This is a genomic window from Pseudomonas oryzihabitans (genome assembly GCF_032027545.1).
Lineage (GTDB): Bacteria > Pseudomonadota > Gammaproteobacteria > Pseudomonadales > Pseudomonadaceae > Chryseomonas > Chryseomonas oryzihabitans_F.
In genome coordinates, this window is sequence record NZ_JAVSJB010000017.1 from 40,738 (window position 1) to 66,766 (window position 26,029).

At 68.2% G+C, this 26,029-nt stretch carries 21 protein-coding genes; 10 read left to right on the forward strand and 11 right to left on the reverse strand.

Features of this window, described 5'->3' with window-relative positions; translation table 11 throughout:
- Positions 1–24 precede the first annotated feature (24 nt).
- On the forward strand, positions 25–474 hold the full coding sequence (locus RND78_RS21715; protein ID WP_312732023.1) for a GyrI-like domain-containing protein: 450 nt from the start codon (positions 25–27) through the stop codon (positions 472–474).
- Between the two features lie 114 nt (positions 475–588).
- Positions 589–1,491: an NAD-dependent protein deacetylase gene (locus RND78_RS21720; RefSeq protein WP_312732024.1), complete on the forward strand. Its 903-nt coding sequence runs from the start codon at positions 589–591 to the stop codon at positions 1,489–1,491.
- Here RND78_RS21720 and RND78_RS21725 read toward each other — a convergent pair.
- The 3 genes from RND78_RS21725 to RND78_RS21735 all read right to left on the reverse strand — a co-directional run bounded on the left by RND78_RS21725 (position 1,418) and on the right by RND78_RS21735 (position 7,620).
- Positions 1,418–2,563, reverse strand: a complete 1,146-nt coding sequence (locus RND78_RS21725; RefSeq protein WP_312732025.1) for an acyltransferase — start codon at positions 2,561–2,563, stop codon at positions 1,418–1,420. The genes RND78_RS21720 and RND78_RS21725 overlap by 74 nt on opposite strands.
- Before the next feature lie 292 nt (positions 2,564–2,855).
- Positions 2,856–5,288 (reverse strand): glucan 1,4-alpha-glucosidase, encoded by a 2,433-nt coding sequence (locus RND78_RS21730; RefSeq protein WP_312732027.1) that lies wholly within the window; start codon positions 5,286–5,288, stop codon positions 2,856–2,858.
- A gap of 100 nt (positions 5,289–5,388) precedes the next feature.
- Positions 5,389–7,620: an FUSC family protein gene (locus RND78_RS21735; protein ID WP_312732029.1), complete on the reverse strand. Its 2,232-nt coding sequence runs from the start codon at positions 7,618–7,620 to the stop codon at positions 5,389–5,391.
- Positions 7,621–7,784: 164 nt separating this feature from the next.
- On the opposite strand from RND78_RS21735, the gene RND78_RS21740 reads away from it, so the two are divergent.
- Positions 7,785–8,717 carry a LysR family transcriptional regulator gene (locus tag RND78_RS21740; protein ID WP_312732111.1) on the forward strand — a complete coding sequence of 311 codons (933 nt, stop codon included), beginning with the start codon at positions 7,785–7,787 and terminating at the stop codon, positions 8,715–8,717.
- Here RND78_RS21740 and RND78_RS21745 read toward each other — a convergent pair.
- From RND78_RS21745 to RND78_RS21765, 5 genes are all read right to left on the reverse strand, one after another.
- Positions 8,714–9,247 (reverse strand): cytochrome b, encoded by a 534-nt coding sequence (locus RND78_RS21745; protein ID WP_312732031.1) that lies wholly within the window; start codon positions 9,245–9,247, stop codon positions 8,714–8,716. The two genes, RND78_RS21740 and RND78_RS21745, sit on opposite strands and share 4 nt — an antisense overlap.
- Before the next feature lie 89 nt (positions 9,248–9,336).
- Complete coding sequence (locus RND78_RS21750) at positions 9,337–10,605, reverse strand: arsenic transporter (protein WP_312732032.1); 1,269 nt, start codon at positions 10,603–10,605, stop codon at positions 9,337–9,339.
- 49 nt (positions 10,606–10,654) lie between these two features.
- The gene (locus RND78_RS21755) at positions 10,655–11,758 is read right to left on the reverse strand and encodes a metallophosphoesterase (RefSeq protein WP_312732033.1); all 1,104 of its coding nucleotides are present in this window, start codon (positions 11,756–11,758) and stop codon (positions 10,655–10,657) included.
- A 1-nt stretch (position 11,759) separates the two neighbouring features.
- A complete protein-coding gene (locus RND78_RS21760; RefSeq protein ID WP_312732035.1) occupies positions 11,760–13,064 on the reverse strand; it encodes an MFS transporter in 1,305 nt (434 codons plus the stop codon).
- A gap of 527 nt (positions 13,065–13,591) precedes the next feature.
- On the reverse strand, positions 13,592–14,539 hold the full coding sequence (locus tag RND78_RS21765; protein WP_312732036.1) for a bestrophin family ion channel: 948 nt from the start codon (positions 14,537–14,539) through the stop codon (positions 13,592–13,594).
- A gap of 429 nt (positions 14,540–14,968) precedes the next feature.
- Here RND78_RS21765 and RND78_RS21770 point away from each other — a divergent pair, with 429 nt between their 5' ends.
- Genes RND78_RS21770 through RND78_RS21780 form a run of 3 tightly spaced genes read left to right on the forward strand, consistent with a single transcriptional unit; the run spans position 14,969 to position 18,416 of the window.
- The gene (locus RND78_RS21770; RefSeq protein ID WP_312732038.1) at positions 14,969–17,818 is read left to right on the forward strand and encodes a DUF748 domain-containing protein; all 2,850 of its coding nucleotides are present in this window, start codon (positions 14,969–14,971) and stop codon (positions 17,816–17,818) included.
- A 20-nt stretch (positions 17,819–17,838) separates the two neighbouring features.
- Positions 17,839–18,123, forward strand: a complete 285-nt coding sequence (locus RND78_RS21775; protein ID WP_312732039.1) for a DUF2845 domain-containing protein — start codon at positions 17,839–17,841, stop codon at positions 18,121–18,123.
- Positions 18,120–18,416 carry a DUF2845 domain-containing protein gene (locus RND78_RS21780; protein ID WP_312732040.1) on the forward strand — a complete coding sequence of 99 codons (297 nt, stop codon included), beginning with the start codon at positions 18,120–18,122 and terminating at the stop codon, positions 18,414–18,416. The genes RND78_RS21775 and RND78_RS21780 overlap by 4 nt, the downstream gene beginning before the upstream one ends.
- A 175-nt stretch (positions 18,417–18,591) precedes the next feature.
- Here RND78_RS21780 and RND78_RS21785 read toward each other — a convergent pair whose 3' ends face one another.
- On the reverse strand, positions 18,592–19,374 hold the full coding sequence (locus RND78_RS21785) for an NAD(P)H-dependent oxidoreductase (RefSeq protein WP_312732042.1): 783 nt from the start codon (positions 19,372–19,374) through the stop codon (positions 18,592–18,594).
- An 86-nt stretch (positions 19,375–19,460) separates the two neighbouring features.
- Here RND78_RS21785 and RND78_RS21790 point away from each other — a divergent pair, with 86 nt between their 5' ends.
- Entirely contained in the window at positions 19,461–20,363 is a 903-nt protein-coding gene (locus RND78_RS21790; protein ID WP_312732043.1) for a LysR family transcriptional regulator, read from the forward strand.
- 154 nt (positions 20,364–20,517) lie between these two features.
- Entirely contained in the window at positions 20,518–21,219 is a 702-nt protein-coding gene (locus RND78_RS21795; RefSeq protein ID WP_312732044.1) for a glutathione S-transferase N-terminal domain-containing protein, read from the forward strand.
- Positions 21,220–21,373: 154 nt separating this feature from the next.
- On the opposite strand, the gene RND78_RS21800 is transcribed toward RND78_RS21795, so the two are convergent.
- Positions 21,374–21,883: a nucleoside 2-deoxyribosyltransferase gene (locus RND78_RS21800; protein ID WP_312732045.1), complete on the reverse strand. Its 510-nt coding sequence runs from the start codon at positions 21,881–21,883 to the stop codon at positions 21,374–21,376.
- Positions 21,884–22,132: 249 nt separating this feature from the next.
- Here RND78_RS21800 and RND78_RS21805 point away from each other — a divergent pair, with 249 nt between their 5' ends.
- Positions 22,133–23,857 (forward strand): GGDEF domain-containing protein, encoded by a 1,725-nt coding sequence (locus RND78_RS21805; RefSeq protein WP_312732047.1) that lies wholly within the window; start codon positions 22,133–22,135, stop codon positions 23,855–23,857.
- Here the strand turns inward: RND78_RS21805 and RND78_RS21810 are convergent.
- A complete protein-coding gene (locus RND78_RS21810) occupies positions 23,854–24,465 on the reverse strand; it encodes a recombinase family protein (RefSeq protein WP_312732048.1) in 612 nt (203 codons plus the stop codon). The genes RND78_RS21805 and RND78_RS21810 overlap by 4 nt on opposite strands.
- 282 nt (positions 24,466–24,747) lie before the next feature.
- On the opposite strand from RND78_RS21810, the gene RND78_RS21815 reads away from it, so the two are divergent.
- Positions 24,748–26,019, forward strand: coding sequence for an EAL domain-containing protein (locus RND78_RS21815; RefSeq protein ID WP_312732049.1), 1,272 nt, complete (start codon positions 24,748–24,750; stop codon positions 26,017–26,019).
- Positions 26,020–26,029: the final 10 nt, after the last annotated feature.

Sequence of the window (26,029 nt, forward strand, 5' to 3'; positions counted from 1 at the left end):
TGCATCTTCGAGAGAGTCTGCCCCATGTCGCTGGAAATCGTCGACCATCCCGCCCTGGAAGTCACCGGCCTGCTGTTCGAGCCCGGCCAGGGCGAAGACATCGCCGCCCTCTGGCGGCGCCTCGCCGACCGCGCCGGGGAAGTCGCCGGTCGCGAAGGCGAGGCCGAATGGTATGGCCTGAGCTGGCGCCAGGCCGGCACCATGCACTACCTGGCCGCGGTAGCCACCGTACCGGGCGCCCCCCTGCCCGCCGGCATGGTGCGCCAGGAACTGCCGGAAGGCCGCTACGCCCGCTACGTGCACCTGGGTACCGCGCCCAGCGTGGCCAAGAGCCTGGGCCGGCTGTTCGCCGAGCTCTTGCCGGCCCGCGGCCTGCAGCCCCGTCCGGGCGCCTGCTTCGAGCACTACACCGAGGCCTTCACCGGGGTGGACGCCCAGGATTCGCAGATCTACATCTACGTCCCGGTGTTCTAGCAAGGCTTCCTTCGGGCGGAGCGGCGCGACGGACAGGACGTTCGTCAGCTGCGGCTTGCCTCGCGGCATAACCCTTTCCAAGCTGGGGATATCGCCCGCAACTCCAGGTGCACGATGTCCCTGCCCGCGCTCCAGTCCTTCATCGCCCGGCACGAGCGGATCTTCCTGCTCACCGGTGCCGGTTGCAGCACCGACTCCGGCATTCCCGACTACCGCGACCGCGACGGCGCCTGGAAGCGCCCGCAGCCGGTCACCCTGCAGGCCTTCGTCGGCGACGACCTCTTGCGCCGCCGCTACTGGGCACGCAGCCTGATCGGCTGGCCGCGCTTCTGCCAGGCGCGGCCCAACGCCACCCACCAGGCCCTGGCGGCCCTGGAGCGGCGTGGCCAGGTGGAGATGCTGCTGACCCAGAACGTCGATCGGCTGCACCAGGCCGCCGGCAGCGAGGCGGTGATCGACCTGCACGGTCGCCTCGACCAGATCCGCTGCCTGGGTTGCGAGCTGCGCCTGCCGCGCCAGGAATTCCAGCAATGGCTGGGCGAACTCAATGGCGACTGGCTGCAGCTGGACGCAGCTACCGCGCCGGATGGCGATGCCGATCTGGAAGGCGTGGACTTCATGAGTTTCCGGGTGCCCGACTGCCCGCGCTGCGGCGCCCTGCTCAAGCCGGACGTGGTGTTCTTTGGCGAACACGTGCCCGGCGCACGGGTGGAGCGCGCCTTCGCCCACCTGGGCCGCGCCGATGCGCTGCTGGTGGTGGGCTCGTCGCTGATGGTCTATTCGGGCTTTCGCTTCGCCCAGGCCGCGGCCCGCGCCGGCTTGCCCATCGCCGCCCTGGGCTATGGGCGTACCCGCGCGGACGACCTGCTGGCGCTCAAGGTGGAAGCCTCCTGCGCCCAGGCACTGGCCTTTCTGCTGGAGTATCCCGGGGCAGCACCGGCGCTTACGCCGGCACGTGCCGAGGCCGTGGCGCCCTTCCCAGGTGCATCAGCGGACGCTCGATCCAGCGGTAGCTGAGCATCGACAGCAGGCAGGCGAGCACCAGTACCGGCGGCAGCAGCGCCATGAAGCCGAGCGTGCCCAGGGTCTCGACCGAGCCAAGGTCGAGCAGGGTGAAGAGTCCGTAGAGCAGCAGGCCGTGGGTGAGATAGAGGCTGTAGCTGATCTCGCCCAGCACCTTGAGGCCGCGACTGCGCAGCAGGCCGAAGAGGTCGTTGCCGGCGGCCATGGCGGCGAAGGGCAGCGCCAGGGCGAGCATCTGCTTGAGACTGTAGTCCGGCTGGAGCATGGCGTAGCCCACCAGGGCCAGGGACAACACCGCCACCAGGGGCGTACGCAGTCGCGCCAGCAGCGCCGGCCGATGCACCTTGAGGAACACCGGCAGGAAACCCAGCAGGAACAGCAGGCCGAAGCGCGCGCCCAGCACATGATAGTGGTAGCCGGCGGCGACCAGGCCCCCCACCAGCAGCACCGAGACCAGCAGCGGCAGCCCGAAGCCACGGCGATTGAACAGCGCGGCGATGATCGGCAGGGCCAGGTAGAACAGCGCCTCGTAGCGCAGCGTCCAGTGAGCGCCGGCGGTCATCCAGCCGCTCTCTTCCAAGCCGTTGAGACTGAAGCCGGAAAACAGCTCCCAGCTGAGCAGCTCGAGCATGAAGTGCTGGCCGTCGGCGATGACGAAGTGGGTGCGGATCAGGGTGAAGAGCACCACCACGGCCACCACGCAGAGATACAGCGGCATCACCCGCAGCACCCGCGACCTCAGCAACTCGCCCCAGTCCGGTGTGCGCCGGTAGACCTTTCCGAAGAACAGGTAGCCGGTGATCATGAAGAACAGCGAGACCGGCACCACACCCAGGTTGTAGAGCAGGATGCTATCGGGTTCGCGCCATTGGCCCTCGGCCTTGAGGTGATAGGTCAGCACGAAATGCAGGCAGACCACGGCGGTGGCGAGGATGCCGCGCAGGGCATCCAGCGGCGAGGAGCGCGCCAGGGTCTCCTCGGTGAGCAGCGTGCTGCGGCGCAGGGCGAAGGCCAGCAGCACCAGGCTGCCCAGGTAGAGGGCGATGGGGAGAGCGACGTCAGTCATATCCGTGACCTTCTTGACAGGAACCGGCAAAGACCCGCCCCCAGACCACCGGAGCGGTCGCCGGAGCGAGCGAGAGAAAAACGCTACCGCGCGGTACGCGACCGAGGGCAGAGAGACCGGAAAGAGAGGAAAACAGCGGCGAGCGGAAGGATCCGCTGTCTCAGGAAAGCGCGAGAACGCCCATCAGACAAGTCTTGTTACAGGCATTCCTGTGGGTCTTAGGTTTCGTAGTCCTAGCTCAGCGGCCCTGGCACGCGGCCCAGGGCACGCCTGCCATTCGTCGGATCCGCCCTCAGGGCGCCAGTGTCCGCTCCACCACCGGGTAGTGATCCCACACCTGGCCGTCCGCCAGGGAGCGTAGCAGCTTGACGTATTCGGCATGGGACCACGCCAGCGGCGTCGCCGAATCGGTGCCATGCCCCTTGCTGTAGCCGTGGCGCCGGTTGTCACCCACGCCGTCCCAGACCTGCTCGGGCAGCATCAGGCCGGCGTTGGCGAACAGCTCCAGGCCGCGGACGTAGGTGTCGCGTAGCTTGGCGAGCGCCCCCGCATCCGGCTTGCCCTGCAGGACCAGGCGCGCCAGCTCGTAGTGGCCGCGCTCACCGGTGAAGATCGGCCAGACCCGACCGCGCAGCCCCGAGTTGGGCACCGGCTGCTCGGTGGCCGGGAAGTTGCTGCCCGAGGTCTCGCTCTCGCCATAGCCGTCGTTGCCGTAGCGCCGCCAGCCAGGGAAGGTGCCCTTCACCCCGGGATACTGGAAGCTGTACTTGACCCGTAGATTCTCCGGCAGGCCTTCGTCGTCCAGCACCGCCAGGCTCTGCTGCACCAGCGGATCGCCCGCCGGTCGTACACCGTAGCGCACCAGTTCGAGGAAGCCGGCGTCCAGCACCTGATCTTCCGGCAGGCCAGGGCGGCTGTTGTTGTCCACCAGCTTGCCCTTGTCGTTCGGGTCGGCGTTCTGGGTGATGCGCAGGTAGTAGTGACCGGCGCCCAGGCTGCCCTGGGTGGTGGCCATGGTCTGTTCCACCTGGCTCGAATAGCGCCGCGCGGTGTCGCGATAGCGGCTGGCATGGGCTTCGTCGCCGGCGTGGCGCGCCAGTTCGCTGGCGGTGGCCAGCCCGGCGATCACGGCCGCGGTGGTGGACGGCGAATAGCCCCACTGCTCTTCCCAGCGCTCCTGCTGGGTCTGCGGCGGCTTGACCTGCCAGGTGTTCCAGCCCAGGTTGACCTGGCTGTCGCGGGCGAGGAAATCCGCCGCGGGCCTGAGCATCTCGCGATACCAACGATCAATCTCGGCGTCACTCAAGAGGCCACCCTGCCAGAGGCGATAACCGAGCATGATCGGCATGGCGGTCTGGTCGAGCTGTACCCCAACCCATTCGATGGTGCCGTCGACGTGGGTTTTCTGCAGGAACCAGCCGGTGGCACCGGGCGCCCGGACCTCGTCGCCCTGCTTCTGCTGGTGGATGAAGGCGGAGCTGTCGGCCGGCTGGCGCGCGGTATTGGCGTCCACCTGCACCTGCTTGAGGTAGCTGAAGGCGACCTTGGGCGTCTGCCGATCGCCCAGGGCTAGCAGCGCCATGGCGCACTGGTAGAAGTCGCGCGGCCAGACCGCCTTGTAGCCGGTGGTGCCCTTGGCGGCCGGCACCGTCTCGCCCCAGGGATTGGACAGCGAGGCGATCAGGGCGCCGGCGTGGGTCTTGTCCTCCTGGGCCTTGAGCACCAGGGCGCTGGCGTTGAGCAGCTTGCCGCCGTCGCCGGCCTGGGCCTGTAGCCGTGGCAGCTGGTCGAGACTGGCCAGGTAGTCCTGCCAACCGATGGCGTCGCCCTTGCCGTTGTAGTGGGCCAGCACCTTTTGATAACCGCGGGCCAGGGTGGCATCCGCCGCCGCCTCGGCCTGGCGCGGATTGGCGCCGAAGCCCACCACCACGTCCAGGGTGGTCTCGGCGCCGGTGAGTGGCAGTTTGGCCAGCAGGGCGACGTTGCCGGCCTGGTCGCCGGTGCTGCCGTAGAGGCGGGTCAGCTTGCCGTTGCGGCGCAGGTCGTCGAGGCCGTCGGAGGCGCCGACGAAGCCCACGGTGGGCGTCTGCAGCGGCTGGCTGGCCTTCACCACCAGGGCGTGCTCGCCTTCGCTGGCGTAGAGCACCCCACCCTTCACCGCGGCGCGGTCGTGGCTGCCACTGTTGGCCAGCGCCGGATCGACATAGAGATAGGGCTGGATGCGCGGGTCCTGGCTGCGAAAGATGACGCGCATGACCAGGGTGTCCTGGTCCGGGTCGGTGAAAACGTGCTTCTCGATCTCGTAGCGGCCCTGGCGGTCGCGGTTGACGATCCTGTAGGCCAGCGAGGTGGGCCGGCCGGCGGCATCGGTGGCGAGGTATTCAATGCGGCTGTCGGTGTCGTCGCGCTCCAGGTGGGTGAAGTCGGGTCCGTGGATCACCAGCTGCATCTCGCGCAGTTGCGCCTCGTGGATGAGTCCCTGCATGGTCTCGGTGACCACGCCCTGGGCCAGGGAGAACCACACCCGCGAGACGCGCCCGGTGCTGGCCTGGTCGCTGTAGGCGCCGTCGCGATAGGCCTCGTAGCTGGTGCCGATGCCGGTCTTGCCGGAATAGGACCAGAAGGGGTCGGCGCCAGGTGCGCCGGGGGCGTCCAGAGCGAACGCCAGAGGGGTGAGGAGACAGCTGGCGGAACACAGCAGCGGACGGACGAAACGTAGGGGCATGGGCGGTCGGGCCTTGTTCTGGTTATGCCGGAAGTCGCGTGGCAGAGGGCGTTTCGCCCTCCCCGTCCGTAAGCCTAGTCGGATTTTTCCAGGGCGCCGCTCAGCCCTCGTCGCGCGCAGGGTGCAGCGCCTGCGGTAGATATCCGGCCAGGGGCGAATCCGGCGCCAGCAGCGAGGTACGGATGAAGTGCAGGTAGCTGGCGATGCGCCGTAGCGGCGACCGATCGAAGTCGCCGGGATTCGGCTCCAAGTGGCGCTGGGCCTGGTGCGCGAGCAGGATGGCCTGGTCCACGGCGCTCAGGGCGCGGGCCAGGTTGGCGGCGTTGGGCTGGCGGAACAGTCGCACCAAGGCCCGGCCCAGGGCGCGGATGGCCAGGCGCCAGGCACGTTCCTCGCGATACCAGGGCAAGGCTGGCAAGGCCGCCTGCTCCAGGCGCAACTCGATGATGGCATGGCCCAGCTCCAGGCTGAGGAAGGTCCAGCGCAGCAGCTGCCTTTGCACCACCGGCTGGCCCACGGTGAGCACCTGTACCTGGTTGAGCAGATCGCGCAGGCCGCCATCGAAGCGGCCGTTGAGACCAGGCAGCGGCGCGCCTAGGGCATGGACCAGCCGCTCGCGCAGGGCGTCCTCCAGGCGGCGCCAGACCCAGGGCTGGCTGGGCGGCAGCAACACGCTGACGGCCACCACCGCCACGCCGCAGGCCACCAGATAGGCCAGGTAGGTGTTGCAGAAGAGGTCGGCGTCATAGCGCGGCAGATTGCCCGGCAGCGCCGTCGAGCAGAACCAGACCATCAAGCCGGTGCCATAGCCGGCCACCCGCGGGCGGGTGATCAGCCAGGCGCCGGCGGCGAACACCGGAGCCAGGGTCAGCAGCAACAGGGCGAAGCCATCGATCCAGGGCCACACCTGGAATTGCAGCAGACCACCGGCCAGGGCCCCGAGCAGGGTGCCGCCGGCCAGTTGCAGGCAATAGCGCCGCGGATCGGCCGAGGTGGAGGCCAGCGCCGAGATAAGCCCCGCCGCCAGGGTGCAGGCCGCCCCGCTCGGCCAGGCGGTCTCGATCCAGAACAGCCCCACGCCCAGCACCACCAGGGCGCTGCGCAACCCGGCCATCCAGGCCACCGCGCGACTGGCCAGGGGGGTGAAGGTCTCCCGCGGCGCAGCGGGCGCTTTCGAGGGTGCATCCCATGCCAGCTGGGCGCCGAGCAGCAGGTGCAGGTCCTCGGCAAAGCGATAGAGCAATTCGGCCGCGGTATCGTAGTCGAGCCGGTCGGCTTCGGCGGCCAGCGCCCGCTGGGTCAGTTGCTGGCGGCCCACGCGGATCGCCGCCATCAGCGTCTCGCGCTCGGCGGCCAGGCGGTCGTCGAGACGGCGCAGATCGCGATCTTCCGGCAACCGCCCGAGGCCGGGCGCCAGGGCGGCGGCGATCAACTCCAGGGCGGGTGCCAGGGCCTGGCGCACCGCCGGTGGCCGCTCGGCCAGGCGTTCGAGCAGCTGGTAGAGGGCGTGGAAACGGGTGTTGAGCAGCATGAAGCGGTTGCCCAGGGCCGCCAGGCGTCCGCTGCGGCGGCGCAGATAGGGCTCCTCGAAGACACTGGCGCTGCGCAGGCTCTCGAAGCCCACGGAGTCGGCGGCGAAACGGGCACTGAGCCCGGCGAAGCGCTCGCCGTCGAGCCGCCCCAGCAGGCCGTCATGGGCCATGGCCAGGAAGTCGCGCAGCCGCTGGGCCAGGGTCCGGCGCAGCACGCCGGCGGTGGTCTGCGGGAGGATCGCCACGCTCACCACCCCCGCGCAGCAGATGCCCAGGCCGATTTCCAGCAGACGCCACACCGCCTGGAGAAAGGCGCCCTGGGGCTGGGCCACCGCCGGCAGCCCCACCAGGCAGGCGGTATAGCCGGCCAGTAGAAAGGCATAGCTGCGAAAATCCCGATAGCGCGCGGCGCCGCGGGTGCAGTAGCCAATCCACAGCACCAGGGCGCCGAGCAAGAGCACCCGCTCCTGGGCGAACAGGGCGATGGCGGCGACAGTGAAGCTCAGCCCGGCGAGGCTGCCTAGTACCCGATAGAAACTCTTGGCCAGCACCTGGCCACTTTGCGGCTGCAGGACGATGAAGACGGTGACCAGCACGGTGCTCGGTTGCGGCAGTTCCAGGCGATAGGCCAGCCACAGCGCCAGGGCGGCGGCCAGCAGTGCCTTGGCGATGAAGGCCCAGGTCTGGCCATCGGTACGGGCCCATTCGCGACCGGCGCGGCGCCAGGCATTCAGGCTGGGCCAGCGTTTGCGTGGGAGCGCGCGGGAGGGGCGCAGGGGCAACGGCGAAGCGAGGGGCATGCTGGGCAACGCTGGGATCGACGGGAGGGGCGAGGCGCAGTGCCTCGGCGGCCATTCTAGGAAGTCGGGTCCGCGCCGATTAAGCTGGGTGCGACAGCAAAGAGCGTTAACCAACGGGCGGGTAATGGCCCACAATGGCGCTTTGTCCGGCCCTGCCCTCGCCCATGGATCACCTCTTCAACCTGCGCGCCTTCGCCTGCGTGGCCCGTACCGGCAGCTTCACCGCCGCCGCGCGCCAGCTGGAGCTGACCACCGCCTATGTGTCCCGCGCGGTCAGCCAGCTGGAGCAGCACCTGCAGACCCGGCTCCTGCACCGCACCACCCGCCAGTTGCGCCTGACCGAAGCCGGCGAGCGCTACCTGGTGCGTTGCGAGCGCATCCTCGCCGACCTCGACGACGCCGATGCCGAGGCCCGCGACGCCCTGGCGGTGCCGCGCGGACGGTTGCGTATCCACACCATGACCGGCCTCGGCCAGCACTATCTGATCCAGAGTCTGGCCGGCTATCGCGAGCGCTATCCCGAGGTCGACCTCGATCTGCAGCTGACCAACACCTTCACCGACATCCTCAAGGAAGGCTACGACCTGTCGCTGATCCTGGCCGACGGCCTGGCGGATTCGGCCTTCCATTCGGTGCGCCTGGGCAGCACCTACAGCGTGCTCTGCGCCGCGCCCGGCTATCTCGAACGCCTGGGTCGCCCAACCACGCCGGCGGAACTGGCCGGGCACCGCTGCCTGCGCCTGGTCAATCGCGCCATGGCACCGGATCGCTGGCTGCTGGAAGGGCCGGAAGGCAGCACCGAGGTGGCGGTGGAGCGACCGCCCTTCCAGGTCAATACCGCCGATGCCCTGGCCGAAGCCGTGGCCAACGGCCTGGGCATCGGCGCCCTGCCGGTGTATGCCGCCGTCGCGGGCCTTGCCAGCGGCCGCCTGCAACGGGTGCTACCGGAGCACCGGCTCTATGCCCTGGACATCCATGCGCTCTATCCCTCGCGGCGCTTCCTCGATGCCAAGATCCGCACCCTGGTCGACCACCTGCGCGAGACTCTGCCTACCCTTTTGGAACGCGACCGACAGTTGGTGGAAGGCAGCGACTAGAGCCGCTGCTCGGGCAGCATCCGCTCCAGGGTGCCATCACGGCGGATCGCCACGTGCCAGACCACCGCCGCCACATGCAGGATCACCAGGCCATAGACGGCGAATTGGCAGGCCACGTGGATGCGATTGGCGAGGATGCCAAGGGCTTCGTGGCGGGGAAACCCCGGCAGGGAAAACAACCCGAACACCGGCACCGGTTGCCCCTGGCCGGCCATCAGGTAGCCGGTCACCGGCATCACCAGCAGCACGGTGTAGAGCAGACCGTGATTGAGCCCAGCCAGTAGCCGCAGCAGGCGACCGTCACGCGGATGGGCCGGTGGCGCCGGATGCCGCCAGCGCCAGGTCAGGCGGATCAGCACCAGCAGGAACACGGAAATGCCAGTGGATTCGTGAAGCAGGTACCAGAGGGTCCGTACCGGCCCGGGCGGAAAGTTTTCCGCCACCCAGACGAAGGGTAGCAGCAGACACAGCAGCGCGACGGTCAGCCAGTGCAGCGCCTGGGCGAAGCCGGTGTAGCGGGCGATGGCCATGGGCAATGCTCCGTAGCGGACGAACCCTGATAGTGCCCCAGGCGCAGCGACAGCGTCGCTACGCCGGGAGACCGTCCGTCAGAGCTCGCTCAAAGATGGATAAGCGCCGCCAGGGCCAGCAACAACGCTGGGATCATCACCAGGGTGCCCAGCTTGAGGAATTGCCAGAAGCTCACCGACAGCCCCTCGCGTCTGAGTGCGGCCAGCCACAACAGGGTCGCCAGCGAACCGGTGATGGACAGGTTGGGACCGAGGTCGATACCGATGAGCACAGCGCCGGCGATCTTCTCGGAGACGTGGGCGGCCTGCACCGCCGCCCCGGCCAGCAGCCCGGCAGGCAGGTTGTTGACCAGGTTGCTGCCGAAGGCCACCAGCAGTCCGGCGCCCCAGGCGGCGCGCTCCGGTGTGGCCTGGGCGGCGGCCTGGAGCTGGCTGGCCAGCGCCTGCAGCACCCCGGTGGTCTCCAGCGCCTCCACCAGCACGAACAGCCCGGCCACCAAGGGCAAGACGCCCCAGGAAATGTGCTTGAGCAGCTCCAGGCCGCCGCCGCGCTTGCAGGCCACCACCACCAGGAAGGTGGCGAAGCCGGCGAGAAAGGTCGGCAGGCCCAGCTCCAGATCCAGCGCCGAGGCGCCCAGCAGCACCAGGATGGTCAGGATCAGGCCGCAACCGGCAATGCGTCCGGTGGTGGGCAGGGCGTCCACCTCGCCCCCCTGGGATAGCCCCTCGGCGCGCAGCACCTTGGCCTGGGTCGCCCAGAGCACCAGGAAGGTCGCGCCGATGGCGAGGATCGACGGCAGGGTGAACAGCGCCAGCCAGCGACCCAGTTCCGGCATGTGCTCGGCGAACACCACCAGGTTGGCCGGGTTGGAGATCGGCAGCACGAAGCTCGCCGCGTTGGCGATGAAGGCGCAGGAGAACAGATAGGGCAGCGGATTCTTCACCTGGGCGGCGCGGGTGGCGTAGTAGACCGCCGGGGTCAGCACCACCGCGCAGGCGTCGTTGGAGAGGAATACCGTGACCAGGATGCCGACGCCGTAGACCAGGGCGAACAGCCGCAACGCCGAGCCCTTGGCGGCCCGCACCGCATGGCCGGCGACCCAGTCGAACAGCCCTTCCTTCCGGGCGATCTCGGCCAGCAGCATCATGCCGATGAGGAACAGATAGACGTCGGTGCCCTTGGCGACGCCATGCCAGACGCCGTCGAGTGGCAGCAGGCCGAAGATCGCCAGCAGGACGGCACCGGTTACCGCGAACAACGCCTCCGGCAAGCCGAAGGGCCGGGTGACCACCCCCAGGGTGGCCACCGCGGCGATCACCCACGTCAGGACGTGGGGCGTAGTGATGATGGATCCCATCTAGGGCGTATTCCTTCTAGTCGATCCGCGACGTGGGCCCCTGCCCACCTCACCATTTGCGGCCATTGCGATTGGGCCCCAGCTGGGTACCCAGCACGCCCTTGGCCTGCCACTCACCCAGGCTGGTGCGATCCGAACCCCAGTCGGCCGGCGCGGCGAGCGGTCGCTGCGGTCCGGTCAACTCGATCTGATCGCGATCCTCGCCACCCCGGGCATCCCGGACCCGCACCTGCAGGCGGCGGGCACCCGCTGGCACGGGACGGTCGCCGCGATAGCGGCCCTTGCCCAACGATACCAACGGCCACCAGGGGCCCTCGTCGCACTGCCACTCGCACGCCGTGAGCTCGGCCTCGGCCAGCACCAGGACCCGACACTCGCTGGCTTCTACCGCCCCCATCCCGTTCAACCGGGCATCGCCGGGCGCGGTGATCTGCACCCAGGGCCAAGCCTCGCGTGATTCGCGAAAGCGCCAGCTCACCGCCGGGCCGTCCAGCGTGACCAGCGCGAATCCTACACCGCCTTCTTCGATCTGGCCGGAGGATCTACAGGCCGCATAGAGCACGCCGCCGTCATGGGCCAATTCGTTGTAGTGGGTGTGGCCGATCTCCACCAGCCGCACCGGGCCTTCGTGCAGCAGGCGCGCCACCCGCTCCGCCTCGCCGGGCCCGCGCAGGTCCGCCGGATAGCTGTGCATGAAGACCACGCATTGGCGCTCCTGGCGAGAGGCCTCCAGCAGTTCCCGCTCCAGCCACTGCACCTGCTCGGCGCCCAGGCGGAAGTCCGGGCCGCCGCCGCCGGGGCCGCACATGTCGAGGAACAGGCAGCGTACGTCGCCTACTGCCTTGGCGTAGGGCGACCGGGGTACCTGCAGCTCGGCGTAGAAGGGTCCGAGATCGCCGCCCTCCATGTCGTGATCGCCAGTGATCACCGCCACCGGCAGGGTAAAGTCGGCCAGCGCCTGGCGCAGCAGCCGGTATTGCTCCGCGGTGCCGTTGTCGGCGTTATCCCCGGGCAGGAAGACGAAGTCCAGTTCCTGCCGTTCGCGCAGCCGTTGCAGGATGGTCCGCAGATCCCGGGCATTGTCCGCGTCGGCGGTGGTCAGGTGCAGGTCGCCGATATGGGCGAAGGCAAGGAAATCGGTCGAGCGCGTCATCTCAGCCTCCCACCACCGAACCGGTCGAGCGTGCCGAACCCCTGGCGAGCTGCTCGTCCCGGGTCTCCGGCATCAGCAGCAGATAGAGCACGAAACCCACCGCGGCGATGGCCGCCAGGGTAGTGAAGGCCGCGCCGTAGCCGAAGCGGACGATGATCACCCCGGCGATGGTGGCGCTGATGGCGGCGCCCAGGCCCTGGGCCGTGGCGATGGCGCCCTGGCTGACGTTGAAGCGTCCCGAGCCGCGGGTCAAATCGGCGACGATCACCGGCATCAGGGCGCCATAGGTCCCGGCGCCGACGCCGTCGAGCAGTTGCACCGCCACCAGGTAGTAGGGGCTGTCGGAGAAGGTGTAGAGCACCCCGCGGATCGCCAGCACGGCGAAGGCGAAGAGGAAGATCGGCTTGCGGCCGAAGACATCGGCCTTGCGCCCCACCAGGATGGCCACCGGCACCATCACGCACTGGGCGGCGACGATGCAGACGGCCACCAGCGAGGTGGCGCTGTCCTTGCCGACGATGTGGGTCAGTTGCTGGCCGACCGAGGTCAGCATGGCGGCGTTGGCCAGGTGGAAGATGGCGGCCAGCAGCGCCAGCAGTTGCAGCTTGCGATTGGCCAGCAGCGCCTGCCAGGCCGACACCGGCTTGGCATCGCGGGCGCCGTTTTCTTCGCCAAGGCCCTGGGCCAGGTCATCGTCGATCTCGTCCTGGGGCACCCGGACGATGGCGACGATGGACGCCGCCGCCAGCAGGGCCATCAGCCAGAACACCACGGTAGGGCCGAAGAAATAGGCCAGGCCGCCGGCGAGGGCCGCCGAGACGGCGTTGCCGGCGTGGTTGAAGCCCTCGTTGCGGCCGATGTGCCGGGTGAAGGCCTTGGGACCGACGATGCCCAGGGTGATGGCCGCCAGCGCCGGGGCGAAGATCGCCGCTGCGGCATGGGCCAGCGACTGGGTGGCGGCCACCACGTAGAAGTTGGAAACGAAGGGGAGCATCAGGCTGCAGACCGTCACCAGCAAGGCGGCGAGGCCGACCATGAGGCGCTTGTGGCGGGTCCGGTCGATCAGGGCGCCGGCCGGGGTCTGGGCGATCAGGCCAGCGATGCCGGCCAGGGTCATGATGAAACCAGCGGTGGCCTCGTTCCAGCCCTCCCCCGGACCGCGCACGGCGATCAGGTAGATGGCGAGGTAGGGCCCCAGGCCGTCGCGGACGTCGGCCAGGGTGAAGTTCAGGGCATCCAGGGCATGACGAGCGCGACGCGAGGGTTCGGCGCCGGTCCCGGCGACCGGGGAACGGGTCTCTGACATGAGCGGGCATCCGTAGCGAGGGTTGGGGGTCGCCCGGGTGATGTCCGCTGGACGTGCACCCTGAGGCACGCCTCGCCCCGGCTCGTCCGCGACGTGCCGGAAGACCGGTACGTCATGGCAAACCGCCGCTGCCAGGGGAGGTTGCAAAATGTGACAGGAGCGAAGCGGTGCTAGTGCCGTGCCAGCCGCAAAGAATCTGTCTGGCGCGGCGCTTTCCAGCTTTCGACGCGCCCTGCCCACCCGCAGCGGCCTGGCGCCGCCCGCGTTGCGGCCGTCCGTCGCCTGGGAGCCTCAGAGCCTGTTCAAAATCTAGCGAGCTAGAGCCAAACAAGGCGCAACGACCAACGGGAGTAACAGCCAGCGAGCGGCTGGCCCGTAGGGTGAGCGCTAGCGAATCAAAGGGCTGAGGAAGCGGATCGGACCCGCGCTCGGGTTTACGAGTGGTAAATGAGCATTCCGACCGGGCTGGCGACCCAGGCCATTTTCAACGCAGTTTGGCCGACGCGCAGCAGATTTCGAACAGGCTCTCAGGCCACCTGGCGGGCCAGCCCGGCCTCGCCCTGGGCCAGCACCATTGCGCTGCCCTCTTCGCTCCGCGGCCGCAGCATCGACAGCAGATTGGCCTCGATGGTGGCGCACAGCTTGTCCATGGTGATCTGGTGCTGACTATCGGCGAAGGGCGCCTGCAGATCGCTGCCGATGCGCTCCAGGGCCAACAACATGAAGCCGACCACGGTGGACACCAGCGGGGTGAACCAACCCAGGGTCGACACCAACCCCAGCGGCATGGCGATGCAGAACAGGAAGCTGAACAGCTGCGGAAAGCAAACGTAGGGATAGGGCAAGGGGGTGTTGGCGATGCGCTCCATGCCACCCTGCCAATTGGACATGTCCACCAGGGTCTCTTCCAGTCGTGCCAGGCGGATGCTGTCCAGCCGGCCCTGGCGGTACTCGCTGGCGATCAGCTCGGCGGTGCCGGCGAGGATGTCGTTGGCGAAGTTGAGGCTGCCTTCGGCCAACGCCAGTTCGTGGCGGGCGAGATAGGGCGCGGCGGCCTGGGCCGGGTCCTGGCGCTTGAGCTGGGCGCGCAGGGCATGCAGATAGCCCATGTGGCGGCGCAGCAGCACCGCCTTGACCCGGTTCGGGGCCTTGCCCTGATCGTCGATCAGGGTCAGCACCTGGCGGCCGAAGCTGCGCGAGCTATTGACCATGGCTCCCCACAGGGTGCGGGCCTCCCACCAGCGGCCATAGGCGCTGCTGTTGCGAAAGCTGATCAGCACCACCAGCGCCGAGCACAGCAGGGTCAGGGGCGTGAGCGGGAGGTCGAAGCGCTCGTCGACGAACAGCATGGCGTCCACCGTGACCGCCACGTCCCACAGCAGCAGGCCGAACAGCGACCAGCCGACATAGCTGAAGGTGGTGCGCAGGAACTGCACCTTCTTCTGGATGGAGCGGAGGGAAATCGGACTGGACATCAGGCTCTCCGAACGACGACGCGGACTCTCGATTCGTGGTTGCCCGTGCTGGCCTGCCATCGCACAGCGGGTATCGGCCCGCCGCCGCCCTCCTCCTGAGAATGCAACCTGTTCACGAGGCTAGTCGGCGGTCATTAAGTCAAACTTAATCCGGAGCGACGGGCGGATCATGGCAAAGTGCCGGATTAGAGCCTCTCACCAATGCCGCCGAGGCTCTGGACGGCGGCTCTACGCCAAGGCAACCGTCGATCGCTCACCAGGCCGCGTTGCCATACCTGAACGCCGATTGGTGAGGGGTATCCCATTTCCGTGCCCGGCTCGCTCGCCGGGGCCCAGGAGCGGCCCACCGCACTTTTGGGACGCCCACCGCCCTTCCCGACAGGAGGGGCGTGCCATAATCCGCGCACCTTGGCCGTCCTAGAAGCCCGCATGCCCAGAATCGTCAAAGCGAGCCTCGTGCTGCTCGTGCTCCTGGCCCTCTACAGTCTGCTCGGCTTCGTGGTCGGGCCGCGGGTCGCCCTGCACTACCTCAATCAGACGCTGAGCGAGCGCCTTACCCAGCCCGCCAGCCTGCAGGCCCTGAGCTTCAACCCCTTCACCCTGGAGCTGCGCGCGGAGAAGCTGCTGATCGGTCCGGCGGAGCGCCCCACCGTGGCCGCTGACGGCTTCTACGCCAATCTGCAGCTGGACAGCCTCTGGCGCCGTACCCTGCACCTGACCGACGTCCGCCTCGACCAGCCCCAGGTCGACCTGCGCATCGCCAAGGGTGGCGCGGTCAACCTGGCCGGGCTCTGGCGCAGCGATCCGGCCACCGCCACGCCGACGCCGGCCACCACCGAGCCGAGCCAGCCCTTCCCGGTACACATCGAGCGCATCGCCCTGGTCGGCGGGCGCCTGCACTTCCTCGACGCCCAGGGCACCCAGCCGGTGGACGTCACCCTCACCCCGCTGGACGCCACCCTGCAGGACTTCCGCACCCGCAGCGGCGATACCCCCGGCCAGTTGGCCCTGACCGCCACCACCGCCCAGGGCGGCCAACTGACCTGGAAGGGCAGCCTGGACCTCGCTCCCCTGCGGAGCGAAGGTGACCTGACCCTCAAGGACGTCAGCCTCGCGCCCTGGTGGCCCTATGTACGCAACCAGCTGCCCCTGGCCCTGGGCAAGGGCCGCCTGGAGGCCAGCAGCCACTACCGGTTGGACCTAACCAAGGCGCTGCAACTGCAACTCAGCCAGGGCCGCCTGGCACTCGACGACGTCGCCGTGCAGGCGGTGGACGCCGAACCCAAGGCCAGCTTCAAGCGCTTCGCCGCCGAAGGCATCGCCCTGGATCTGCAGAAACGCGAAGTCACCATCGCCCACCTGCGCGGCAATGGCCTCGACGCCTGGGGCAATCGCGAGCAGGACGGCAGCCTGGACTGGCAGAAGCTCTTCCCCAGCAGCGACACGCCGAGCAGCGGGCCCGCCTGGCGGGTGAAGCTGGATGACGTCCAGCTCGCCGACAACCAGCTGCACCTGGTGGACCGCGTCCCGCCGGACCCGGCCAGTCTCTATTTCAGCGGCCTAGACGTGGCGGTGAAGGGCTTCGATACGGCGGGCGACCAGCCCTTCGCCCTCGACCTCAAGACCACCCTGGGCGACCGTGGCCGCATCACCGTCAACGGCCAGCTTGGCCTTGCGCCCTTGCAGGGGCAGTTCGACGTCGGCATCGACGAACTCAACCTGCGCCAGGCCCAACCCTACCTCAACCCCTATGTCCGCCTGGAAATCCGCAGCGGCCAGTTGGCCAGCAAGCTGAAGGTCGTCCTCGCCCCGGGCGAGCCGCTGGACCTCAAGGTCGGCGGCACCGCCCAGGTCACCCAGGTGCACGTGCTGGACACCCTGCACCAGCAGGACTTCATGCGCTGGCAACTACTCGACCTGCAGGGCATCGCCTTCGAGTTGGGCAAGCGCCTGGTGATCGACAAGGTCGACCTGGAAAAGCCCTATGGCACCCTGGTGATCAACGAGGACCTGAGCAACAACTTCAGCGCCCTGCTGGTCCCTCAGCCCAAGAGTGAGGCCAAGGACAGCTCGCCACCGCTGCAAATCCGCATCGGCGGGGTGACCATCAGGGATGGCAGCGCCGACTTCGCCGACAACAGCCTGAAACCCGGCTTCGCCACCAACATCCAGTCCCTCGAAGGTGGCATCGGTACCCTGGATACCGCCGCCTCCAAGCCAGCCGACATCCACCTGGCCGGCAAGGTCGACCGCTTCGCCCCGGTGGAGATCAAGGGTCGCCTCGATCCCCTCGATCCCCTGCAGCAGCTGGACGTGACCGCCTACTTCCGCCAGGTCGAACTCACCACCCTGTCGCCCTACACCGGCAAGTTCGCCGGCTACGCGGTGCGCAAGGGGCGACTGGACCTGGACCTGCAATACCGCATCGACGACGGCAAGCTGCAGGCGCAGAACCACGTGGTGCTCGACCAGTTGGAACTGGGCGAGCGGGTCGATAGCAAGGACGCGGTGGACCTGCCGGTGCGTCTGGCCGTGGCCCTGCTCAAGGACAGCCACGGCCGCATCGACCTGCGCCTGCCGGTGGCGGGCAACCTCAGTGACCCCAACTTCAGCGTCATGCCGGTGGTCTGGCAGACCCTGAGGAATCTGCTGACCCGCACCGTCCAGGCACCCTTCCGCCTGCTGGCGGGGCTCGTCGGCGGACACGAGGCCAACCTCGACGCCATCGACTTCGCCCCCGGCAGTACCACCCTCTCCGCCCAGGCCCGCGGCGACCTGGACAAGCTGGCCGCCGCCCTGCGCCAGCGACCGCTACTGGCGGTGGAGGTCAAGGGGCACGCCAGCGCCGCCAGCGACGGCCGCGCCCTGGCCGCCAGCCAGTTGGAGAAGGACTTCCAGACCCAGTACTTCAACCTGCTGCAGCGGCGCGGCGACAAGGTTCCGGCCGATCCCAGCCAGCTGCAGGTGCCCGCCGACATGCGCGCGCCCCTGCTGGAGGGCCTGTATCGCCTGCGTCTGCAGGCGCAGCCGCCGCAGGAATGGGATAGTCTGGACGATGCCACCCGCACGGCGCGCCTGCGCCAGGCGGTCCTCGACGCCTGGAGCGGCAACGACGGTCTCCTGCGCAGCCTGGCTCAGCAGCGCGCGGGGGCCATCAAGACCTACCTGGTGGACACGGCGAAACTGGACGCCCAGCGAGTCTACCTGCTGGACGTCAGCACCCAACCCCAATCCGGCGAGTCGCCCACGGCCGCACAGTTGCAGCTCGGCGCGCTCTGACCGGTCAGGAGACCCTCGTCATGCGCTGCCTGCTCGCCGTTGTCACCCTGCTGGTCGCCACCGGTGCCGCCGCCGACTCCATGAGATGCGGCAACGCCCTGGTCAGCCGCGGTGATAGAGCCTTCGAAGTGCTGCAGAAATGCGGCGAACCGGCCCACCGCGACCTGGTGGGCTACGAGCTGGGCCGCAACGAACGCCGCGAGGCGGTGATCGAAGAGTGGGTGTACGGCCCCTGGAACGGCGCCAACTACATCCTCACCTTCGAAGCCAACCGCCTCACCCGCATCGAGTTCAAGCGCCTATGACCCGTGCCCTGCTCCTGCTCGCCCTGCTCGCCACCGGCACCGCCCAGGCCGCCTCCCTGCGCTGCGGCAGCGCCCTGGTCTCCGACGGCTCCACCACCCATGAGGTGCGTGGCAAATGCGGCGACCCGCTGAGCGTCACCCCGCTGGGCGAGCGCCAGGTGACGGACACCTACGGCTATCGCCAGGTGGAATTCGTCGAAGAGTGGGCCTACGGCCCCTGGAACGGCATGCTGTATTTCCTCACCTTCCGTGGCGGACGGCTGGCCGAGGTAGACAGCAAGAGGGCCAACTGAGACTGCTCGCTTCTCAGGGTTCGGGGTTCGGGGTTCGCGTGGACGAGGCTGCGCCGTCGTCCACCCTACCGCCCGGACAGCCCGGCCGCCCGTAGGGTGGAAAACCGCGCAGCGTTTTCCACTGTCTCGCCGAGATCAACCCCGCTGCAGTCCAAAGGCTGCACGGCACCGCCCCTCACGCCTCCCGCAAATGCATCCCCAGCCCGGTCTGGCCCGGCGCCAGTTCGGGCCTCAAGGTCAGCGCCGCAATCTCGTAGTCGCCGCCGTTCTGCCGGCGGAACGGCAGCGGGGCGTCCGTCGCCAGCCCATCCAGTCGAGCGCCATAGGCCTGGCACAGCCGCTCGAAACCGGCGGCGTCGATCTTGCTGGTGCGATAGACCGGAAAGGGCGGCAGCACGCTGAAGCCGGGATAGAAGAGGATGCCGTGCTGGATCGGAAAGAGAATGTCGTCCAGGCCACCGTTGATACCCCGGTCGCTGTAGTGCGACGCCCAGCCGCCGCAGGTCACCACCAGCATGGCGCGCTTGCCGGCCAGGGTGCCTTCGCCGTAGCGATCGCCCCAGTGGCTATCGCTGTGCTCGCCCACGCCATAGGCGAAGCCGCAGGCATAGACCCGCTCCACCCAGCCCTTGAGGATGGCCGGCAGCGAAAACCACCACAGCGGAAATTGCAGGATCACGGCGTCGGCCCACAGCAGCTTGGCCTGCTCGCCGGCGATGTCCGCCGGTTGCGCGTCACTGGCATAGGCGCGCTGGGAATCGAGGACCGCATCGAAACGCTCGCCGGGTGCCAGGTGCGGGGCGTCCGCGGCATCCAGGATGGCCTTCCAGCCCATGGCATAGAGATCGGAGAGCTGCACCTCGTGTCCGGCCGCCTGCAGATGGGCCACGGCGAAGTCGCGCAGGGCGCCATTGAGGGAGCGGGGTTCGGGATGGGCATAGACCAGCAGGACCTTCATGGTGATCACCTCGTGAGGAAGAGGTGCCCAGACTAGAAGTCGTCGCGCTATGCTGAAAATGAATTACCGAAACAGCAGCCATTGCCATGCACAATAGCTTAAGGCGTCTCGACCTCAATCTGCTGGTCACCCTAGACGCCCTGCTCGCCGAACTCAACGTGACCCGCGCGGCGCGGCGGCTCAACCTGGCGCAGCCCACCGTCAGCCTGCAACTCGGTCGGCTTCGCCAGTTGCTCGACGATCCCCTGCTCCTACCGGGTCCACGCGGCATGCGCCCCACGGCGCGCGCCGAGGCCCTGCGCGAGCCGCTGCGCCAGGCGCTGGCCGCACTGGAAGAAGCCCTGGCACCGGCCGCGCCCTTCGACCCCGCCCGCGCCGAGCGGACCTGGCGCATCGCCGCCAGCGACCACAGCGCCACCACCCTGCTCACCCCGCTCTTGGCCGAACTGCGCGGGCAAGCCCCCGGTATCCGCCTGGCGCTGCTGGACAAGAAACCGGACCTGCTCGCCGAGCAACTGGAAGGCGACCGCCTGGACCTGGCGCTGGACGTGGCCGATGCCGCCGCGCCCGGACTGCGGCAGCGGCTGCTGTTCACCGAGCGTTATCTGCTGGCCGGCCGGCGTGGGCATCCCGCCTTGCAGGAGCCGGTCTCCCTGGAGACCTTCTGCCAACTGGACCAGGCGCTGGTCTCGCCCAACGGTGGTGGCTTCGCCAGCCTGACCGACCAGCTGCTGGCGGAGCGCGGCCTGGCACGGCGGGTGGTGCTGTCGGTCCCGCACTTCTCCACCCTGGCCAGCGCCCTGCTCGCCAGCGATCTGGTCGCCCTGCTGCCCGCCCGGATCGCCCTGACCCATCCCGGCCTGCAGACCCAGGTGCCGCCGCTGGCCGTGCCGGGCTTCGACATGCTGCTGCTCTGGCCCGAACGCCTGCAGCGCGATCCCGCCCACGCCTGGTTGCGCGAGCGGATCGTCGCCCGCCTCACGGAGTGATTACCGGCCTGACCAATCGACTCTATGCATGGACGGCATACAGCGGCTTGGCTGTGCGTCCCTGCCCTGGCCAAGCATCCTCTGTCGCCTTATCCGAACGCGGCACGACTGCCCGCAGTCGCATGCTTCGTCACTTCCCTTTTCGGAGTCATCCATGGCCAAGCTACGCCTCTTCACTTCACCGTCCGCGTTTCCGAATCCGCAACGGCTGCGGCTGTTCATCCATGAAAAGGGCATCGCCGACCAATTCGAGGAAGTCATCCTGAAGATGGCGCCCGAAGGCGAGCAGCGGCAGTGGCAGCACCTCAAGCGCAACCCCTGGGGCGAGACCCCGACCCTGGAACTCGCCGAAGGCGGTTACCTGGCCGAGAGCGCGGCCATCGCCCGCTATCTGGACAACAGCCATCCCGGTCGCAAGGTCATGGGCGAAACGCCACTGGAGCAGGGCCAGGACGCCATGTGGAACGACCGCATCTTCGTCCACCTGCTCTATCGCATCGTCACCCGGTTCCATGTGCAACTCGACGGCCTGGGCCAGAAGCTGGAGCTGACCCACAACCCGCAATGGGGCGAGCATTGCCGCAAGGAGGCGCTGATGCACGCGGCGCTGGTGGATCGTCACCTGGCCGATGGCCGCGAGTGGCTGCTGGGCGGCGCGGCGCCGACCTTCGCCGACATCACCCTGTGCACCGCCATCGCCTTCTCCAAGTTCCCCACCAACCAGATGCCGCTGGACGAGCGCTTCGAGCACCTGGCCGCCTTCTGGGCGCGCTGGCAGCAGCGCGACAGCTTCCGCGTGGCCTATGCCGACGGCAACAGCGGGCTGGACGAACTGGCGGCCCTGGCACGCGGCTGACTCCGTTTCAACCGTTCCTCTCCCGGGGCCACAAGGCCCCGTAGCGTGGAAAACGGCGCCGCCTTTTCCACTGGACCGATCGCGATCGCCCCCTGTTCCAACCCCCTCTCCCCCTGGGAAAGGGCCGGGGCGAGGGTCGTACACCCCTGACCCGCTAGCCCAGCCGCTCGCGCAACACCGCCAGAGCCATCTCCGGGCCGCCGACGACGATGGGGGCCGACACCGCCAACATCAGATTCAGCGGCAAGCCGAATTCCTCCAGGGTCCAGCCATCACGATCCAGCAGCCCGGCCCCCATCCACTCGGGATGGCGTGCGCGGATGCGTTCGGCGAGGCTGCCCTGCTCCGGCACGTAGCCCACCACCGGCTTGCCCTGCGCCACGGCGTAGCCCACCTCGAAACAGGTACCACTGTCGGGTTCGGTGCCACGGAAGAAATCCAGATTGGCCAGCACGCCATCGGCCTGCTCGATCAACGCCACGTTGGCCCGGTAGATCCAGGCCGCCTGTTCGCGCGGCTCAGTCAGTTCAGCAGGAATGGCATTGTCCAGGGGAAACAGCCCTTCGCAGCCCTGCTCGGCGCAGAGTGCCTTGAGCGCCTGGCCATGGGCGACGGCATCGGGGCGAAAGACATCGGGACCGGCGAGATAGATGCGTAGTGACATGGCGCCTCCCAAGGCAAAGCTGCCAGTGTAGGAGAGCCTTGCCTGGACGTCTGCCTCGAACCAGCCCAAAGGACGGAGCCGCTCAGACCCCGCCTACGACCTTTCGCACGACAGCTCGGCCGCCAGGGAACTTTCGTATACGTTTTGAAAGGGAAGAGACCTACTATTGGCACCGCGCGAGAGCCCGGACCCGCTCTGGACCGTGGTCGTGGCTCGCCTTCTGGATCCGTTAGCTTTCGGTGTCATCAGATGTCCGGCCGCTTCTCTCTCACTGCTCAACTCAATCGTCTGACGAACTTCCTGCTGGTGCTGGCCCTGCTCGCCACCGGTTGCGGCATGGCGCTGATCGTGCGTCAGGCCCATGAGGTGTCCGCCAGCCTGCAACTCACCCTGGCGCAGTTGCCGGTCTACAGCCAGGCCCTGCGCCTGGTGGAGGCCATTTCCGCCGAACGCGGCCCGACCAACGCCATGCTCGGCGAGCGCGAAGGCGATCCCCAGGCGCTGGCCGGCGCGCGCACCTTGAGCGACGAACGCTTCAACCAGCTGCTGCAGGCCCTACAGGGCTGCCCGGAATGCAGTGTGACCGTCGCCCAGGTCAAGACCGGCTACCAGAGCCTGCACCAAGCCCGTGCCCTGGTGGACGAGCGGCTAAGCGCCTCGCCCAGCGACCCCGGGCGCCCTGCCGTCGCCCAGGTGGTCCTGGCCATGTTCCAGGCCGCCGACGCCAGTTTCCGTTCCGGCGATATCACCCTGCAGGATCTGGCCACACGGACGCCAGGCATCGCCGCTTGCCTGGTCAATGCCAAGCTGGCATCCCGCCTGCGCGATACGGCCGGGCGCCTGGGTTCGCTGTTGACCCCGGCGCTGCAGGCGGCGCGGGCGCCCACGGCGGACGAACGCGAGCAATTGCAGCAGACCCAGGGACGCCTCCACCAGCTGGCAGATCTGTTGCGCGGCAATCTCGAAGGGTCGGCGGCCGAGGCCGAGCGCGAACGCTTCCAGCAGTTGCGCGAGCGCTACCTGGGCGAGGGCCTGGCGTACTACCAGCAGACCCTGACAGCTCTGCTCGCCGGCCAGCCGCCCAGCGCCGCCGCCTTTGCCCGCGGCTACGTGCCCACCATGGCCAGCATCCTGGACCTGCGCGATACCGCCCTAAGTCTCGCCGAGGCCGAGGCCGCGCGCCTGGCCCGGGAAGCCCATCTGTGCCTGCTGCTGACCATCGTCGCAGCCCTCGGCATCCTCCTGGCGCTGGGTACCGGCCTGCTGCTGCTCAAGCGCCGGCTGCTGTCGCCGCTGCTAGCCAATACCCAGCGGTTGCTCACCCTGACCCGGCGGCATATGCCGGCCAGTACCATCGCCGACGACGAGGACGATCCGCGCACCCTGTTCGCCGCCTTCGAGCAACTGGAACGCGAACTGCAACAGGCCGATCTGCTGCGTCAGGAGCGCGATGCGCTGATCGCCGAACTCGGCATCCGGGCGGAGACCGACCACCTCACCGGCCTGGCCAACCGCCGCGCCTTCGAGCGTCAGCTGGCGCAAGGCGTGGTCGATACCCCCAACCACCTGGCCGCCATCACCTTCGACATCGATCATTTCAAGCGGATCAACGATACCTATGGTCATGGGGCAGGCGACCTGTTGCTGCAGCACCTGGCCCAGCGCTGCAACGGCCTCCTGCGCGAGGGTGAGCGTATCGCCCGTATCGGTGGCGAAGAGTTCGCCGTGCTGGCCGACGTCAAGCAGGCATCGGAAGCCCTGGCGCTGGCCGAGCGCCTGCGCCGCGGTATCGCCGAGACGCCCTTCGCCGTCGGCCCCACCGAGGCACTGACGGTCACCGCCAGCTTCGGCGTGGCGGTGACGGCCAGGGCGGAACCCGGCGCTCGTATCAGACTGCTGGCCGAGGCCGATGCCGCCCTCTACCGGGCCAAGCACCGCGGACGCAATTGCAGCGATATCGCCGAGTCCGGCTAGACCGGAGCCACTACGTCGGCCGTGCCCGCAACCTCTTCTTCCTCACACAACTTGGCGTAGTTCGCCAAGCGGCGCTTGACGGTCCGCGGATGCACGCCGAAATGACTGGCGACCGCCAGGAGGCTCCAGCGCTCCTGCTGCAACAACTGGTGGGCCTGCCGGCACTGATCGCTGGACAACGCCGGGCGGCGTCCGAGGACCTTGCCCTCCTGGCGGGCAGCCGCCAGGCCCGCGCGGGTCCGCTCGCTGATCAAGGCGCGCTCGAACTCCGCCAGGGCCGCCATGATGTGGAACACCAGCCGGCCGCCTGACGAGGTGGTGTCTATGCCCTCGGTCAAGGAATGGAACAGCACCTGGCGCCGGCCCAGACGGTCCAGCACCTGGATGAGGTGCGGCAGGGAACGCCCCAGACGATCCAGCCGCCATACCACGAGCTTGTCACCCGCCCGCAGGCGCCCCAAGGCCCGGTCGAGGCCAGGCCGCGACGTGATGCCCCCGGACACTCCTTGATCGGTATAGATGCGGTCGCAACCGACGCGCTCCAGTGCCTGGATCTGCAACGCCAGGGACTGGTCGTCAGTGGACACTCGGGCATATCCGATAAGCATTCTGTTCTTCCTGATTCAGGAGACCGTGCCTGACGACGGCCCACCAGCGCGCACGAGCAAGATTCACGGCCCCCAAAGTTGACTAAAAGGTTCCTCTTTGACCACCGCCTTCCTATCTAATTAAGCTATTGATTTATAATGAATTTTATAAACATGGAGTGGTCTTTTTTTAGGATTGCACAAAGGAACATTTGTGGACCGGTTCGCATAATCTTTTCAAGCCTCGAGCAAGGGGCGCAACATCGGTTGCGGCGAATCCATGCCAGCGGTCGAGAGGTCGATATGGATGAGGCCATAGAAGTAAGGGATGACGGCCCAGGGTTATCTGGACTGCTGATAACCCTGTACAACCGTGAACACCTGCTGACGGCCTTCGGCGAAGACTTCGCCCAAGCGGCGACCGCCCAGCTGCAGCGCCAGGTACAGCTGTGGGGGGCTGCGGTATCCGTACTGGGCGACGGCAGCTTTCTCGCCGAACCCATCCCCACCGACCGACACGATCTCGTCGGTCTCGCCGAACGCTGGCAACTCGCGCTGACCTGCACGGTGCTGGAGTGGCACTCGCAATGTGCCGTGCCGGTGATCGGCATCCGTCCGGTACGCCGCCTGACGGGCGACGACCGGCGCGGTCGCTCGCCTACGCGCTATCAGCCACATTCCGTTCAGGACGCCTGGCCAGCCCCGCGGCTGTCCCCGATCAACTGCGGCCGGGACTGGCAACACACCTACGCCAAGGACATGGCCATCGCCGAGGATTTCTTCGCCCTCGCCGAACAAGGCCTGGTCGCCCTGGCCCTGCAACCCGTCGCCCGGCTGCCCCAGGACGCACACCAGCCCCAGTGTGATGAGGTCCTCTACCATGAAGCGCTGCTGCGCTGGCAGCCTGACGGCCGGCGCCTGGAAGGCCTTGGGCCCGGCCAGGTAGTGGACGCGCTGGAGCGATTGGGCTTGGTACGCCTGCTCGACTACGCGGTCCTGGCCACCTCCATCGATGCCCTGGAGCGACTCCCGAAGTTGCATCTGGGCTGCAATCTTTCCGCCAGCAGCCTGGTGCTGGACACCTGGTGGGGCAGCTTGCTGCAACGCCTGGCACAACGGCCTGCGGTCGCCAGCCGCCTGACCGTGGAGCTCACCGAAAGCACCTCCATCGTCGACATGGAGACGGCCTTGGCCTTCACCCGGCAGTTGCAGGCGCTGGGCTGCCACCTGGCCCTGGACGACTTCGGCTCCGGCTATGGTGCGCTCGGCTTCGCCCTGGCAGTGCCGCTCGACGTGATCAAACTGGATCGCAGCCTGCTGCACGCGGCCCGTGGCAACCGCTCCGCCATGAAGCAATTGCTCAACCTCGCCCGCCTGTGCCAGACCCTGGCGCCTAGGGTGGTGGCGGAAGGGGTGGAGACCCCGCAGGATATCTACAACCTGCGCTTGAGCGAGCTGGACTGGGCGCAGGGGTTCTGGCTCGGGCGCCCGCGACTGGGCGAACCACCGCTGCAGTTGCACTGGCCGGCGCGGACAGCGAGCGGTCCCTTGCAGCGGTTCGCCCCGGTCGACTGACCCCGCTCGA